The organism is Microbacterium sp. ANT_H45B, assembly GCF_008369345.1.
Taxonomy (GTDB): Bacteria; Actinomycetota; Actinomycetes; order Actinomycetales; family Microbacteriaceae; genus Microbacterium.
In genome coordinates this window covers 171,533-185,629 of sequence record NZ_VOBK01000004.1, presented here as the reverse complement: position 1 = coordinate 185,629, position 14,097 = coordinate 171,533, and the positions used below count along the sequence as shown (strand labels likewise).

The window sequence follows — 14,097 nt, the reverse complement described above, 5'->3', positions numbered from 1 at the left end:
AACGGTCAGGCGGCGGGCTGCGCGAGGTCGAACGATTCCCGGACGGCGTCGTCCAGCGACGGGTACGCGAACTCGAAACCCGCGAGCGTGAGCGTCTCGGGGATCACCCACCGGCTCTTCAGGATCAGCTCGGTCTCGGTGCGGATGCCGATCGCGCCGAGTTCCAGCATCCAGCGCCGCAGGGGAGGACCGAACCGGACGCCGAGCACGCGACGAACGGTCGCCATGAACTCGGCGTCGTCCGACGGGTTCGGAGAGGCCGCGTTGACCGGCCCCTCGAGGGAGGGCGTGACCTCGAGGAAGTCGATGATGCGTGCGACGTCCTCGACGTGCACCCAGCTGAACCGCTGCTCGCCACGACGCGCGCCGGGGCGGTGCCCGGTGCCGGCCGCCCGCCGCGCGGGGCCGATCGGCCAGGGGCCGTCGTGATGTGCGCCGCCCAGGCCGAGGCGGGCGAGGGTCCGGAGCGGACCGAGCACCCCTCCGTGGCCGAGCACGATCGCGCTGCGCAGTGCGACCCTCCGGGTCTGCGGGAGGTCCTCGGCGAACAGCGCGCGCTCCCAGGCCTTGGCGACCTCGACAGAGAACCCGGCGCCGAGGTCGCCCGACGACTCCGTCATCGGACGATCCTCCGCATGGCGGTAGATCGTCGCGGTCGAGGAGTTCACCCACAGCGGCGGCGGATTCGACGCCCTCGCGATGGCGGAGCCGAGCGACGACGTGGTGTCGAGGCGCGAGCGGAAGATCGCGGCGCGGTTCGCGGGCGTGTAGCGGCAGTTCACGCTCTTGCCCGCGAGACCGATCACGAGGGAGGAGCCGTCGACGGCACGGTCGATCGCGTGCTGGTCGCCCCACGCGATGTCGGCGCCCGATCGCGAGATCGTGATCACCTCGCGCCCGGCGGCGCGCAGACGGGGGATCAGATAGCTCCCCATGAAGCCCGTGGAGCCGCCGACCACGACGGGCCCGGCGGGCAGGGGAGCGGCATCGGTCACGGAGTCTCGCTCTCGATCGTGTAGGTGAAGAAACCGGTGTACTCGTAGACGCGACCGAGCAGCGGGGCGTCGATCGTCATGTTCACGTGGTGGCGCTCGCGCTCGGCGTCCCAGCGCTCCACCAGCCGGATCCGCGGGCGGAGGAACCGGGGTGCCGCGAGGCGCAGACGACCGAGGCGCAGTCCGACGCGCCGGATCGTGAGCACGACCGCCTCGTCGCGCACATCGATGTCGAACGTCGTGACGACGGTCCGATGCGGACCGATCTCGTTGCGCAGGATGCGGTTCGCGCCGAGGACGACGACGTCGGGCATGACCCAGGTGCGCCCTGGGAGCTCGAAGTGCCGGACGGCGACGGCCGTGCCGTCGACCGTGCGGTTCTCGATGCGGAAGGGGACGTCGCGCTCCCAGCCCGCGAACGCGACACCGAGGGCCTCGGCGATGCGGAAGACGGGCCACAGCCAGCGGTGGCGGGAGCCCGCGCTGGTGAACACACCCGTGCCGACTCCGACCTGACCGTCGGGGATGGTGCGGAAGTACCACGCCGTCTTCGGATGCAGTTCCGAGATGCGCGCGCCCAGTGCGCGCTCGTACGGCGAGAGGGTGGTCGTGTCCGCAGCCGTCATCGTCTCACCTCACGACGAGGAGTCGCGGAGTCTGACCAGACGCTCGTGGCCGGTCTCCTCGAGCTCGGCGATGTCCTCGCGCGACTTCACGAAGTCCGAGAAGGAGCGGTACCCCAGGGCCTTCTCGCTGAAGGACGGGTCCATCCGGCGCATGTGCGTCTTCACCGCGGAGCTGTGCAGCCACTCGTCGGCATCCGTCTTGTCGTGGCCGAGACGCAGCGCGCGCTGCAGCAGCTCGGTCGCCTCGCTCTGCTCGGTGGACTCGCCCGTGTCGACGACCGCGGACTTCGCCGAGGCTGCGGCCGCGGACTGCGTCTGCGCGGGTGCGGACTGCGTCTGGGCGGGAGCCTGCGTCTGCGCGGGCGCCTGGGCCTGTGCCTTGGCCTTGGACGTCTTGGTCTGGGTGCGGGACTTCGCCTTCGCCGCCGGCTCGGGCTCTGCCACCGGCTCCGCGACGGTCTCGACGACCTCGGCGACCGGCGCGGGTGCGGCGGCGCTCTTGCTCGGGCGCACGACGCCGGGCAGAGAGTCGTACGCCTCGAACTCGTCGCAGGCCGCGGCGAGCGACTTCGCGGTCGACCCGGCCACGCCCACGCCGATCACGTAGCGGCCGAGTCGCTTGCAGCGCTGGGCGAGGGGGACGTAGTCGCTGTCGCCGGCGACGATCACCACGTGGGTCAGGTCCGGCAGCCGGAACATGTCTTCGACGGCGTCGACGGCGAGACGGATGTCGGCGCCGTTCTTCGCGTAGGCGGCGGCGGGGAACAGCTGCACGAGGTCGACGGCGCGGGCGACGAGCTGCGACCGGTACACGGCGTTCACCGGCGACGACCAGTCCGCGTACGCCCGGGTGAGCACGAGGGTGCCGAACGAGGCGGCGTAGTCGATGATCGCGCCCACCTCGATCATCGCGCGGGACAGCCGCTCGGTGACATCGGGGTCGGACGGGTTCTCGGTGATCCTCTGGCGGTCCTTGCCGTAGGCGTTCCGCCCGTGGACACGGTCGTACCAGGAGATGACGATGTTGTCGAAGTCCAGGTAGACGGCGACGCGGGCGTCGGGAGCCTCAGCCACGGTCTGCCTCCTCGCCGGGGTAGCGCACCCCGATCTGGGAGCGGATCTCGTCGAGGGTGCCCATGATCGCGACACTCTCGGCGATGGGCAGCAGGTCGCCCTCGAGCACGCCGTCGCGGACGAGGCGCTCCGCGGCGTGGGCCTGGTACTGCATCCCCCGACCCGCGACCTCGGAGTCGTACTCCTCGATGACCGTGCCGTCGGGCAGGACGACCCGGAACGTGGTCGGCACGTACCAGACGCGGTCGATGTCGATGCGCGCCGCCGTGCCGACGACGGTCGCGGCGTTCGCGCCCGCGGCCCTGGACGACGAGAGCGTGGTGGAGATCGCTCCGCCCGCGTGCGTCATGACGGTGGCGACCTCGGCGTCGGCGCCCGTCTCGATGAGACGGCCGACGGCACGGATGTCGGTCGGGGCACCCAGGATGTCCCACACGAAGGAGATCGGGTAGATGCCGAGGTCGAGCAGTGCGCCGCCGCCGAGCTCGAGCGCGTTGAGACGGTGTGCGGGATCGCTCGGCAGCAGCTGCGTGTGGTCGGCGGTCACGGCTCGGATCTCGCCCAGCGTGCCCGCGGCGATGATCTCGCGGATGCGGACCATGTGCGGCAGATAGCGCGTCCACATCGCCTCCATCACGAGCAGGCCCCGCTCGGCGGCGAGCCGCTGCAGGTCTTCCGCCTCGGCATGGTTGAGCGTGAACGGCTTCTCGACGAGCACGTGCTTTCCCGCCTCGAGTGCGAGCCTGGCGTTCTCGTGGTGCATCGGATGCGGCGTCGAGACATAGATGATGTCGACGTCGGGATCCGCGACGAGAGCCTCGTACGAGGGGTGCGCCCTGGCGATGTCGAAGCGTGCGGCGAAGGCGTCGGCCGACTCCTGCGACCGAGAGCCGACCGCGACGAGATCGAGCCCCGCGGTGCGCAGATCGGATGCGAACGCGCCGGCGATGCCGCCGGTCGCGAGGATTCCCCAACGAAGACCAGTCATCCTCTCAGCGTAGGGGGTGCGACCGACGCGCGGGGTGTTCAGGTCAGGGCGGCGGCGGTTCGCGGCGAGACGAGCGGGAGCACCTGGGCGGCGATCCGCTCGAGTTCCTCGTCGAGGGGCGACGCCTGGATCAGGAGCAGCGTGATGCCGGCATCCGCGTACGCGTCGATGCGCTCGGCCACCTGCTCCGGCGTGCCGACGAGGTTCGGACGCAGGCCGCGCGTGCCGACCGAGTACTCACGACGGGTGAGCTCGAGCGACAGCTGGGAATTGCGCTGGAATTCCTCGAACGAGGCGTAGCCGGGCGAGTCGGGGTCGACGGTCGTGATCCGATCGAGCTCGCGCTGCGCCTCGGCCTCGGTGTCGCGCACGATCACGTACGCCGGCATCCCGAACTCGGCGATCGGGTGGCCGTGCAGCCGCTCGGAGCGGGCGTTCATGTCGGTCACGTTCGCGCGGACCTCGTCGAGCGTGCCGCCGTGCATCACGTAGGCGTCGGCGAAGCCGGCGATCGACTCGCGCCCCGCCTCGCTCTCGCCACCCGCGAAGACGACCGGATGACTCGACGGCTTGGGCTCGACGATCGTGCCGTCCAGCGTGTAGTGCGCCCCGTCGAAGGAGAAGGGCGTCTGCCCCCAGAGCCCGTTCAGCACGGCGACGAACTCCTCGGCCTGCACGTAGCGCTCGTCGTGGGTCGTGAACCGCCCGCCGAACTGGCGGGCCTCCTCGGCCCACCAGGCCGCGACGACGTTGAGGGAGACCCGACCTGGCGCGATCCGGTCGAGCGTGCCGACGGTCTTCGCGAGCACCGCGGGGAGGTGGAACCCGGGACGCACGGCGGTCATCACGCGCAGGTGCTCGGTGACCGCGAGGATCGCCGCCGACAGCGACCAGGCCTCGAGGCTCGGCGCATCGATGCCCTTGCGGTCGTTGAGGTACAGCTCGGGGACGAGGGTGGTGTGGAACCCGAGACGATCCGCCCTCACCGACACGTCGCGGATGTAGTCCCACGTGGCGGCCATGCGCCCCTCATCGGCGACGTTGCGCAGGAACCCTCCGTACACGGGGGTCCAGTATCCGAGATCGATGGCCATGGTGGTCCTTCCGTCAGGTCAGGGCGAGCGCCCGGTCGAGGTCGGCGATGAGGTCGGCCGCGTCCTCGAGTCCCGCCGACAACCGGATGGTGGTGGGCGAGATGCCCGCCGCATCACGCTGCGCCGCGGTGAGGTGGGAGTGGGTCATGGACGCCGGGTGGTTCACGAGACTGCGGGCATCGCCGATGTTCGCCACGAGACGGATCACGCGCAGCGCATCGATCACCCTGGCGACGCTCGCGTGCGTGTCGGCACCGCGGGGGACATCGAGGTCGAACGAGAACACCGACGGGCCGCCGCGGGGCAGGTAGCGCTCGGCGAGCACATGCCAGGGGGTGCCGTCGAGGCCGGGGTGGTGCACCCGGGCGACGGCCGGATGCTGCTGCAGGTGCCGCGCGAGCGCGAGCGCGGTGGCGCTCTGCCGGGACACGCGCAGGTCGAGGGTCTCGATGCCCTGCAGGATCTGCCAGGCGTTGAACGGCGAGAGCGACGGGCCCAGATCGTGCACGTACTTCGACTTCACGAGCGCCGCGAACGCCTGCCCGATGCCGAACCGCTCCCACAGCGTGAAGTCGCCGACGCGGGCGTACGGCTCGGTGAAGTGCGGCCAGCGGGCAGGCTCCCGCCCGGCGTCGAACGTGCCCAGATCCACGACGACGCCGCCCAGGGATGTTCCGTGCCCGCTCAGGAACTTGGTCGCGGAGTGCACCACGAAGTCGGCGCCGTGCTCGCCCGGTCGCACCAGATACGGGGTGCCCACGGTGTTGTCGATCACCAGCGGCACTCCCGCGGCGTGGGCGATGTCGGCGACCGCACGGATGTCGAGGACCTGCGCGATCGGATTCGCGATCGACTCGGCGAAGAGCACTCGCGTCTCCGGGCGGATCGCCGCCCGCCACGCCTCGGTGTCGTCCTGATCGACGAAGGTCACCGGGATGCCGAAGTCGTCGAAGGTCTCCTGCAGCAGGTCGACCGTGCCGCCGTAGAGCTGGGTGGCGGCGACGATGTGCCCGCCGCGACCGACGAGCGCGAGCAGCGTCACCGCGACCGCCGCCTGCCCGGAGGCGACCGCCACCGCGGACACGCCGCCCTCGAGCGCCGCGACGCGCTCCTCGAGCACCTGCTGGGTCGGGCTCGCGTTGCGGCTGTAGAGGTTGCCCGCCGCGCGCAGCGCGAACAGGTCGGCGGCTTCGGCGAGCGATCCGAACTCGTAGGCCGCGGTCTGGTAGATCGGCGGGACCGCGCTGTTCTGCGGAGTGCCGGGGACGTATCCGGCCTGGATCTGGCGCGTGGAGAACCCGGTCATGCGGTCGCCACCGCGGCCGTCCGGTACGCGCGGACGAGCGGTGTGCGGACGTCTCCGCCGCGCAGCCGCTCGAGCCACTGCACGAGCGCGGCCGCGACGCTGCGGTGCGTCTGGTCGTTCAGAGCGTCGTGCAGACCGTCGACGGTCTCGAGGATCTCGAGGTCGGGCACGCTGCGGAGGGCGGTCGACACGGCGGCGATCGGCGACACCGGGTCGGCTCCGCCATGGATCGCGAGCACCGGAACCTCCACGGCCGCGAGATCGGCAGGGGCGGGCAGCGGTTCGGCGGAGGCGACGTCGACCGACGTCGCCTCCGCCGCGAGGACGCCCAGATGCAGAGGGCACGCGGTGCGCTCCTCGGCGGAAGGCAGGTCGAGCTCGGCATCCACCAGGGTGCCGGCGACGACGGCCGCGTCGACGGAGGCACCCTGCGCGACGAGGCGCAGGACGGCGGATGCTCCGGCATCCGCGCCGACGAGCACCCTCGGGGCGTCCGTCGTCGCGCCGAGCCAGGCGCTCGCCGCATCCGCATCCTCTTCGAAGACGGCGACGGTGTAGCCGTCCGCGCTCAGTCGGCGTCCGAAGCGCTCGTACACGCCGGCGCGCTCGCCGCGTCCGGTGACGACGGCGAGGCTGCCGCGAACGCGCGCGGACGGCGTCCACAGCGTGGGGGAGGAGGTCGAAGTCATACCGCCCATCCTGTGCGGGGAGGGCGGGGCCGCGTTCCGATGTGTCGCCGTGTTGCGGTCCGTGTCGCTCGACTGCCGTGCGGATTGTGGGCCCTGTCGTCGCGCTCCTAGCTTCGCTTGCATGACCCGACGACCTCGCGCCGCACTGTTCGCCGCCGCCTCCCTCGCCACCCTCGCCCTGGCCGGATGCGCCGGTGCCACTGCCGCGCCCTCCGACTCCGCTGAGCCCACCTCGCTCACCTGGGGGTGGGCGCTGCCCACCAGCTGGGACCCGGTGACCTCGACGGCCGGATGGGACACGCACGCGCTCGCCCTCGTCTACGACGGGCTCACGCAGCTGGACACCGAGGGGCAGGTCGTCCCCGGCCTCGCCGAGAGCTGGGAGTACAGCGACGACGGCACCGCGATCACCTTCCATCTGAGGGAGGGTGCCGAGTTCACGGACGGGACGCCCGTGACCGCCGATGCCGTGAAGCAGAGCCTGGAACGGGGCCGCGATCAGGAGAATTCGACGCTCGCGGGGCAGCTGCGCATCGTGGTGGGCATCGACGTCGTCGACGAGCAGACCGTGACCGTGCATCTCGACCAGGCGGACTACCAGGTGCCCTACCTGTTCGCCGGCAAGACGGGCTTCATCGTGAATCCCGCGGCCTTCGACGACGTCGGAGCCCTCGCGACGCAGCCGGAGGGCTCGGGGCCGTTCGCGCTCACCGAGTTCGTGCCGAACGCGCACGCCGATCTGGAGAAGAACGACGACTACTGGAACGCCGACCACATCTTCATCGACGACTTCTCGATCGTCCCCGTCACCGACCCCGCGACGGTCGTCGCCGGGGTCTCGTCCGGCCAGTGGGACGTCGCCATCGTCCCGCCGGCGCAGGTCCAGGGCGCCGAGGCCGCGAACCTCGAGGTCGAGACCATCAAGGCGCTGACCGTGCGGGCGCTCGACGTGAACAGCACGGTCGCTCCGTTCGACGACCAGAGGGTGCTGCAGGCGATCAGTCACGCCACGGACCGGCAGGCGCTGGTTGACGCGGCGTACTTCGGTCAGGGGACGCCGAACTGGCAGCCCTTCCCCGACGGCTACGTCGCGCACAGCCCCGAGCTCGACGATCTGTACCCGTACGACCTCGACGCCGCGGAGGAGCTGTTGACCGAGGCGGGATATCCGGACGGACTCACGATCACCCTCTCGCTCACCGAGGACGACACCGCGCTCGCCGAGGTGCTGCAGGCCCAGTGGGCGAAGGCCGGCATCGACGTCACGCTCGACGTCCTGCCCGCGGCGGCCGTGGCGCAGAACTACGTGCAGCGCACGCTGCCCTTCGTGCTCGACAGCTACTCGGGACGCCAGTCTCCGCTGCAGGGGCTCGAGGTGCTGTACGGCGCCGAGGGACTGATGAACCTCGGACGTCAGACGCCGCCGGAGCTCACCGCGGCCATCGACGCGGCCAGGGCGACGCCCACCGACGCCGACGACTATGCGGAGAAGGTCCAGGACGCCGTCGAGGTGGGCGTGAGGCTGCAGCCGAACACCTTCCTGTTCAGCTGGCCGCGCATCCTCGTGCACCCCGAGAAGGTGACCGGCATTCGGCACTGGCTCGACGTGCAGCGCTGGGAAGACGTGAAGGTCGACGGCTGAGCCGATCATGACCGCCGTGACCACCACCGCCGTGACCACCACCACCGCCGTGACCGCCGAGGCGCCCCGCGCGCCCGACATCGACGAGGCCGCCGCGCCTCGCGCACCGTGGCCGGTGCTCCGCTCCGTCGTCGCGACACTGCTCACGGCGGTCACGGTCTTCGTCCTCGCCACGTTCGCGACCTTCGCGCTCGGGGCGGCGAGCGGATCGGACCCCGCGGCCGTCGCCCTCGGCGAGGTCGCGACGCAGGCCGACGTCGATCGGCTGAATCACCAGTTCGGTCTCGACCGACCGTTCCTGGTGCGCTACGTCGACTGGATCGGCGGCGCGATCGGCGGCGACCTCGGGAACTCGTGGTTCACGACCATCCCGGTGGGGGACAGCATCGCGCAGGCGTTCCCGGTGAGCCTGTCGATCGCGGCGGGCGCCACCCTGTTCGCCCTCGTCTTCGGATTCCTCGGCGGCGTGCTCGCAGCGGTGACCCGCGGCGGTGCGATCGACCGGGTGATCACCCTGCTCAGCACCGTGGCCGCGACGGTTCCCGCGTTCGTGGCCGCGATCGGCCTCATCCTGCTGTTCTCCTACGCGATCCCCGTGTTCCCCGTGGCCGGGTACACGCCGCCGGAGAGGAGCATCGCGGCCTGGCTGACGTGCCTGGTCCTGCCGTCGGTGGCGCTCAGCCTCGACGCCGGTGCCGACATCGCCCGACAGCTGCGCACCTCGCTCGTCGGCACCCTCGGTGAGAACTTCATCGTCGGCGCCCGCGTGCACGGTCTCGGCCCGGGGCGGATCGTGTTCCGGCACGCGCTGCCGATCGCCTCGGGCCCGGCACTCTCGGCGCTGGGCGTGCATGCGCCGCGGTTGGTCGGCGGCGCGGTGATCACCGAGGTGATCTTCGGGATGCCCGGACTCGGCCAGCTCGCGAACCGGGCGGCGCTGCAGGGCGACGTCCCCGTCGTGCAGGGGGTCCTCCTCGTCACGATCGCGGTCATCGTCGTGGTGGGCGCGATCCTCAACATCGTGATCTCCCGCACGGCCGGAACCGAGAGGAGTGCCGCATGACCGACCTCGCCGCACGCACCGGACGGGTCGCATCGTTCGCCGGACTCCGGGGGACGGGATGGGCGACCAAGGCGGCGCTGCTCGTGCTGCTCGCCGTCGCCGTCCTCGCGGTGGCCGGCCCCGCGCTCGCCCCTCAGGACCCGCTCGCGCAGAATCCCGCCGCGGCGCTGCAGGAGCCGAGCCTGACGCACCTTCTGGGCACCGACTACCTCGGCCGGGACGTGCTCTCGAGACTGTTCGCCGGCGCGCCCGCCTCTCTGCTGAGCGCCGTGTCCGCCGCGCTGATCGGCCTGGTCCTCGGAGCGGTGCCCGGAGCGCTCAGCGCGTTCGTGCCGCGCGCGGCCGAGTGGCTGTCGCTGCGGGCGGTCGACGCCCTGCTGGCGCTGCCCTTCATCCTCTTCGCGATCGTGTTCGCCGCTCTGCTGGGCAACGGCCTCGTGCAGGCGACGCTGGCCATCGGCATCCTCGTCGCGCCCGGCTTCTTCCGCATCGCGCGCGCCGCGACCCTGCGGGTGCGGGATTCGCAGTACATCGATGCGGCCGGCTATCTCGGGGCGTCCTCGTGGTGGATCCTGAGCCGTCACGTCTGGCGCCAGGTGGCCCCGACCCTCGTGGTCGCGTCGGTCTCGGCCCTCGGCGGGGCGCTGCTGGCCGTCGCCTCGCTGACCTTCCTCGGAATCGGGGTGCAGCCACCGGCACCCACCTGGGGCGGGATGCTGTCGAGCGACCTCGGCTACCTCGGCCAGCGGCCGTGGGGGCCCGTGGCCCCGGCGCTCGCGATCATCCTCACGGTCGGCGCGCTCAACCTCGTGGCGGATGCCGCCAGGGATGGTCTGGCGCATGTCTGATCTCCGTTCCCTCGAGCGCCCGTCGCTGCCGCCCTCCTTCGACGAGGCATCGCTCGCGCGACCGGCGATCGCCGCAGCCACCGACCTGGTCGTCAGCGCTCCCGACGGCACCGAGCTGGTGCAGGGCGTCTCCGTGTCGGTGCGCCCCGGCGACGCTCTCGGAATCGTCGGCGAATCGGGCAGCGGCAAGACCCTCACCTGCCGCGCCCTGCTGGGCATCCTCCCCGCAGGGCTGTCCGTCACCGGGGGCTCGGTGCAGATCGACGGCCTCGATCTCACGCAGGCCGGCGAGCGGGAGTGGCGTCAGGTGCGCGGCACGCGGATCGGCGCGGTCTTCCAGGACCCCGCCTCGTACCTGAACCCGGCCATCCCGGTCGGGGCGCAGCTCGAGGAGACGCTGCGCGTGACCGCCCGTGTGCCGCGACGACTGGCCGGGGCACGGGCGCGCGAGCTGCTCGACGACCTCGGCATCCGCCGCGTCGACCTGGTCCTGCGCCAGCGCGTCGCGCAGCTCTCGGGCGGCATGCTGCAGCGCGTGCTGATCGCGATGGCGCTCGCCGCCGACCCCGCCGTGCTGATCGCCGACGAGGCGACGACCGCTCTCGACGTCACGGTGCAGGCCGAGCTTCTGGAGCTGCTGCGACGGCTCCGCCGGGAGCGCGACCTCGCGCTCATCCTGGTCTCCCACGACCTCGCCGTCGTCGCGCAGGTCTGCGAGCGCGTGCAGGTGTTCCGCGACGGCCGGGTGGTCGAGGCCGGCGCGACATCGCGCGTGCTCCGGGCGCCCGCCCACCCCTACACCCGTGAACTGCTCAGCGCGCACGCCGCGTACGGACTCGAGAGGTTCCTCGCATGACGCGCACCCCGCTCCTCCGACTCGACGATCTGTCGGTCGACTACGGCGCCGTCCGGGTGCTCGACCGCATCTCGCTCTCGGTGCACCCCGGCGAGGTCGTCGGCGTCGTCGGCGAGTCGGGCTCGGGCAAGACGACGCTCGCCAAGGCGGTGCTGCGCGCGGTCGACAGCGCCGCCGGCTCCCGGATCCTCGTCGACGACCGCGACGTGACGCGCCTGCGTGGCCGCGGCCTGCGGCTCTGGCGCCGGGCCGGCGTCGTGCAGTGCGTCTTCCAGGATCCGCTCCGCTCGCTCGACCCCGGGGTGCGCGTCGCCGACTCGATCGTCGAGGGCCTCCGCATCGCGAAGGTCTCGGCGCAGGAGTCGCGCCGTCGTCGCGCGGCGGCGCTGGAAGCCGTGGGGCTGGACGAGGACCTCCTGATACGGGTGCCCGCCGGCCTCTCCGGCGGGCAGCGCCAGCGGGCCGCGATCGCCAGGGCCCTCGTCGTCGAACCTCGCCTGCTGCTGCTCGACGAGCCCGTGAGCGCACTGGACGCCGCGAGCCGCGACCGCGTGGTCAAGGCACTGATCGCCCTGCGCGACGCGCGTGGCGGTGACCTGGCGATGCTCGTCATCTCGCACGACATCGGCTCGCTCGCCGCCATGAGCGACCGGCTGGTGGTGCTCGACCGCGGGCGCATCGTCGAGGACGGCCCCACGCGGCGCGTGATCTCGCGCCCGGAGCACCCCTACACCCGTCTGCTGATCGACTCCGTCCCCCTCATCCACACACCCACCGCGAACCGACCTTCGCCCGTCCCCGCCAGGAGCTGACGCCATGCCCATCGAGATCCTCGGAATGATCGCCACCACTGCAGGCTCGGAGTCGAAGGCGGTCGACGGCCCCGTCGTCGACGCCGCGTACGTGCGGGAGTTCTCGCGCGCGCACGAGGAATCCGGCTTCGACCGGGTGCTGATCGGCTACAGCGCCAGCTCTCCCGACGGGTTCGCCGTGGCGGCCGCGGCGCTGCACGCCACCGAACGGCTGAAGGTGCTCATCGCCCATCGACCGGGTTTCGTCGCGCCGACCGTCGTCGCGCGCAAGCTCGCCACCCTCGACCACCTCACCGGCGGCGGACGGGTGGCGATCCACCACATCACCGGAGGCAGCGAGGCCGATCAGCGTCGTGACGGGGATTTCAGTGCGAAGTCCGATCGCTACCGTCGCACCGGCGAGTTCATCGACGTGCTCCGACGCACGCTCACCTCCGACGAGCCCTTCGACTACGAGGGCGACTTCTATCGCGTGCAGGGGGCCTTCTCGGCCGTGAAGCCCGCGACCGAGGCCGGCATCCCGATCTTCTTCGGCGGGCTCTCCGACGGTGCGGTCGACGTCGGCGCGGGCGGGGCCGACGTGTACATGCTCTTCGGAGAGCCGCTGGCCGAGGTGGCCGAGAACATCCGGGTGATCCGCGCGGCGGCGGCCGCGCGAGGTCGCACCGTCGAGTTCAGCCTCTCGACCCGCCCGATCATCGGCGCCACCGAAGCTGAGGCCTGGGAGAGGGCCGACCGGATCCATGCCGAGACCGCGGCGCTGATCCGTGACAGGGAGTCCGGCGACACCCTGTCGTTCGCGCGCCCCCTGCAGCGCGAGCAGAACGCCGTGTCGGCCGACCGCCTGCAGCAGGCGGCCCAGCGCGGTGATGTGCACGACGAGCGCTTGTGGCTGGGCATCACGAAGCTCACGGGCCCGTCGGGCAACTCCACGGCTCCGGTGGGCACACCCGCTCAGGTCGCCGAGGCGCTGCTGAAGTACTACGACCTGGGCGTGACGCGGTTCCTCATCCGCGGTTTCGATCCGCTCGGCGACGTGCGCGAGTGGGGAGACGAGCTCGTTCCCGCGCTCCGCGAGGGCGCGCGGCTCCGGGACGAGGCGCGCACAGCACGAGAGACCGGCGCAGCCGACGAGGCGCGCGTCGCCTGACCACGCTCCCTACGGAACGAGCACGATCTTGCCCGAGGCGGCGCCGGACTCCACGAGCTCGTGGGCCCGTGCCGCCTCGGCGAGGGGGAGCGCGGGGCCGAGTTCGATCGTGAAGTCGCCGGCGGCCAGCAGCTCGACGGTTGCCGCGAGCGCCTCCGCCCGCCACTCGAGTTCCTGCGCCGACAGGGGCTCGGGCGACCCGCCGGAGAAGGCGCGGATGCCGAACGACGCCGCGTCGGGGCCGCGCACGATCGTCGCGATGCGGTCGCGGTCGGCGACGAGCTCGAGGGAGACCTCGATGGCCTCGTCGGTGCCCGCGCAGTCCAGTGCCACCGTCACCCCGTCCGGGGCGGCGTCGCGCACGCGGTCGAGCAGTCCGTCACCGTAGGCGACGGGGACCGCCCCGAGCTCGCGTAGCTGCTCGTGCCGTGCGGGGCTGGCGGTCGCGATGACGGTCGCGCCCCAGGCGACGGCGAACTGCACGGCCGCTTGCCCGACCGACCCGGAGCCGCCGTGCACGAGCAGCACATCGCCCTGCGCGACGCCGAGCGAGCGGAGGGCCTGGAACGCGGTCCCTGCGGGGATGCCGATGCCGGCGCCCTCTGCGGCGGTGACGGAATCGGGGAGGGCGACGAGCTTCTCGACCGCCACGGAGAGGTGGCTCGCGTACGTGCCGACCGTGTCGCGGATCGCCACGCGGTCGCCCACGGCGAATCCCGCGACGCCGTCGCCGACGGATTCGATCACACCCGCCCCGTCGAAGCCCACGCCCCGCGGCTCGGTGATCGGCGGTGACGGACGCTTCGCGCTGCGCAGCTTGGCGTCGATCGGGTTCACCCCGGCGGCCTCGATGCGCACCACCGCCTCGCCGCTGAGCGCGATCGGGTCGGGGACCTCGATCAGGTGCAGCACATCAGGGGAACCGAACTCCGTGTAGACGATCGCGCGAGCCAT

General features: G+C 71.9%; 14 protein-coding genes. 6 read left to right on the top strand and 8 right to left on the bottom strand.

Annotated elements, in window-relative coordinates:
• Positions 1-5: 5 nt before the first annotated feature.
• The 7 genes from FQ142_RS17080 to FQ142_RS17050 are packed head-to-tail and all read right to left on the bottom strand — an operon-like array spanning position 6 to position 6,772.
• Entirely contained in the window at positions 6-995 is a 990-nt protein-coding gene (locus tag FQ142_RS17080; protein ID WP_262492194.1) for an epimerase, read from the bottom strand.
• Positions 992-1,621 (bottom strand): DUF4166 domain-containing protein, encoded by a 630-nt coding sequence (locus tag FQ142_RS17075; RefSeq protein ID WP_056420700.1) that lies wholly within the window; start codon positions 1,619-1,621, stop codon positions 992-994. The genes FQ142_RS17080 and FQ142_RS17075 overlap by 4 nt, the downstream gene beginning before the upstream one ends.
• Before the next feature lie 9 nt (positions 1,622-1,630).
• Complete coding sequence (locus tag FQ142_RS17070; RefSeq protein WP_149424286.1) at positions 1,631-2,695, bottom strand: NYN domain-containing protein; 1,065 nt, start codon at positions 2,693-2,695, stop codon at positions 1,631-1,633.
• Positions 2,688-3,683 carry a Gfo/Idh/MocA family protein gene (locus FQ142_RS17065; protein ID WP_149424285.1) on the bottom strand — a complete coding sequence of 332 codons (996 nt, stop codon included), beginning with the start codon at positions 3,681-3,683 and terminating at the stop codon, positions 2,688-2,690. The genes FQ142_RS17070 and FQ142_RS17065 overlap by 8 nt, the downstream gene beginning before the upstream one ends.
• Positions 3,684-3,721: 38 nt before the next feature.
• Positions 3,722-4,777 (bottom strand): LLM class flavin-dependent oxidoreductase, encoded by a 1,056-nt coding sequence (locus tag FQ142_RS17060; RefSeq protein WP_262492193.1) that lies wholly within the window; start codon positions 4,775-4,777, stop codon positions 3,722-3,724.
• Positions 4,778-4,790: 13 nt separating this feature from the next.
• On the bottom strand, positions 4,791-6,083 hold the full coding sequence (locus FQ142_RS17055) for an O-acetylhomoserine aminocarboxypropyltransferase/cysteine synthase family protein (RefSeq protein WP_149424284.1): 1,293 nt from the start codon (positions 6,081-6,083) through the stop codon (positions 4,791-4,793).
• Positions 6,080-6,772: an alpha/beta hydrolase gene (locus FQ142_RS17050; RefSeq protein WP_188042464.1), complete on the bottom strand. Its 693-nt coding sequence runs from the start codon at positions 6,770-6,772 to the stop codon at positions 6,080-6,082. Before FQ142_RS17050 ends, FQ142_RS17055 begins: the two co-directional genes overlap by 4 nt.
• Positions 6,773-6,893: 121 nt before the next feature.
• On the opposite strand from FQ142_RS17050, the gene FQ142_RS17045 reads away from it, so the two are divergent.
• From FQ142_RS17045 to FQ142_RS17020, 6 genes are read left to right on the top strand one after another with little or no spacing between them, the layout of a single operon-like run.
• Positions 6,894-8,414, top strand: coding sequence for an ABC transporter substrate-binding protein (locus FQ142_RS17045; protein ID WP_149424283.1), 1,521 nt, complete (start codon positions 6,894-6,896; stop codon positions 8,412-8,414).
• A gap of 7 nt (positions 8,415-8,421) precedes the next feature.
• Positions 8,422-9,477, top strand: a complete 1,056-nt coding sequence (locus tag FQ142_RS17040) for an ABC transporter permease (RefSeq protein WP_149424282.1) — start codon at positions 8,422-8,424, stop codon at positions 9,475-9,477.
• A complete protein-coding gene (locus FQ142_RS17035; RefSeq protein ID WP_149424281.1) occupies positions 9,474-10,325 on the top strand; it encodes an ABC transporter permease in 852 nt (283 codons plus the stop codon). Before FQ142_RS17040 ends, FQ142_RS17035 begins: the two co-directional genes overlap by 4 nt.
• Positions 10,318-11,181 carry an ABC transporter ATP-binding protein gene (locus tag FQ142_RS17030; protein ID WP_149424280.1) on the top strand — a complete coding sequence of 288 codons (864 nt, stop codon included), beginning with the start codon at positions 10,318-10,320 and terminating at the stop codon, positions 11,179-11,181. The genes FQ142_RS17035 and FQ142_RS17030 overlap by 8 nt, the downstream gene beginning before the upstream one ends.
• Entirely contained in the window at positions 11,178-11,993 is an 816-nt protein-coding gene (locus FQ142_RS17025) for an ABC transporter ATP-binding protein (protein WP_149424279.1), read from the top strand. Before FQ142_RS17030 ends, FQ142_RS17025 begins: the two co-directional genes overlap by 4 nt.
• A gap of 4 nt (positions 11,994-11,997) precedes the next feature.
• Positions 11,998-13,143 carry an LLM class flavin-dependent oxidoreductase gene (locus FQ142_RS17020; protein WP_149424278.1) on the top strand — a complete coding sequence of 382 codons (1,146 nt, stop codon included), beginning with the start codon at positions 11,998-12,000 and terminating at the stop codon, positions 13,141-13,143.
• Positions 13,144-13,152: 9 nt separating this feature from the next.
• Here the strand turns inward: FQ142_RS17020 and FQ142_RS17015 are convergent, their stop codons facing one another.
• Positions 13,153-14,097, bottom strand: coding sequence for a zinc-binding alcohol dehydrogenase family protein (locus FQ142_RS17015; RefSeq protein WP_149424277.1), 945 nt, complete (start codon positions 14,095-14,097; stop codon positions 13,153-13,155).